The organism is Bacillus sp. NTK071 (assembly GCF_017303315.1).
Lineage (GTDB): Bacteria > Bacillota > Bacilli > Bacillales > Guptibacillaceae > Guptibacillus.
The window spans coordinates 1-1,281 of the sequence record NZ_JAFKOI010000041.1; the positions used below are offsets into that span (position 1 = coordinate 1).

The 1,281-nt window shown below is 31.9% G+C and carries 1 protein-coding gene; it reads left to right on the plus strand.

The window, feature by feature from the left end; all coding sequences use genetic code 11:
- Nucleotides 1-300: 300 nt before the first annotated feature.
- Complete coding sequence (locus JI666_RS20860) at nucleotides 301-1,122, plus strand: DUF2268 domain-containing putative Zn-dependent protease (protein WP_286171009.1); 822 nt, start codon at nucleotides 301-303, stop codon at nucleotides 1,120-1,122.
- The last annotated feature ends 159 nt before the right edge of the window (nucleotides 1,123-1,281 follow it).

Here is a 1,281-nt window from a genome sequence, read left to right on the forward strand (position 1 = left end):
GCTGTATTTGTTTACATTTTTACCATTATCGAATATATTAACTATTTTCATATTCAATTAACAAATTACAAAAACGGAAGAGGGAAGAAGTCTTCAATTGCTAAGGAAATTAACAACATAAAACATCGGGTATAAAAGTATGAACTTATTATTTTTTAAGCTAACGGACAAATCAAGATTATTAGATTGCCTCCATTGTTCTGTTATCTCGGAGCAATTGCTTAATAAAAGTAAGCGCTCTAACTAGGTTGAGCACAGTTTGATTGGAAACTACTTTTGTTTGAGAAAGGAGGGAGAAGAATGACCCAAATAAATAATCTAGTTAAAAATAAAGAAAGACTTGCTGATATGGAGAAATTTATTTCATTAGTAAAATCAACTCCTAATGGAAACAGGAAAGAGATTTTCTTGGATATTTTCAAATTTGATGAAGAAGAATTTGAAATGATGATGTTCTTCGGAATGTTTAATTTAAACAATGACATCGTCTCACTTGAAGAACAATTGACCAATATGAGATCGCTTGATTATGAAAACTTCATACAGGAAGAATTGGAGCTTTTGCATAAACAGTACCCGCCAAATAGAGCTGTACAATTTGAGTTGTTCATTTTAGATAAAAATGATGATTTTGTTAAGTCCAAACTTAATGGAGTATCGGCTTTTACGGATTGGGATGGAAAGATGTGTTTTGCAATTCTTCCAGAAGAAAACGTACGTTCAACAATTAAATCTGTCGTAACACACGAATATCACCACCATTGGCGTATCAGTGCATTAGGGCTGAAAGAAGATGGAGAAACATTACTTGAACGAATGGTTTTAGAAGGATTAGCAGAGCATTTTGTGAAGGAAAGATTAGGTGAGGAATATCTTGGTCCTTATAAAGATGCTTTATCTGAAACTGAAGCTAAAACAATATGGGAAAGCACATATAAGAATCATATCGATGATAAAGGTACCTTAACTGATTTATATATGTTCGGAAGTAAAGATAAAGGTTTACCGTTTTGGGGCGGCTATTCATTAGGGTTTTACTTAATAAAGTGGTTTCTAGATAAAAACAAAAATATTTCTATAAAGGATTTAACAATATTATCTAGCGACCAGTTTATAAAATAATGCTATTCCATTATCTCGGAGCTAATGTGGAAGACTACTGATTTTATAGAATAACGGAGGAAGCTACTTTGCACCAACTAAATGCATTAATACCTGAGCTTTCGGTTTCAAATATTGAACGAAGTTTAGAATTCTATTTGGAAATTCTTACTTTCAAAA

Coding starts and splice junctions, on each gene's coding strand:
- JI666_RS20860 (WP_286171009.1), top strand. CDS start 301: ATGACCCAAATAAATAATCTAGTTAAAAATAAAGAAAGACTTGCTGAT.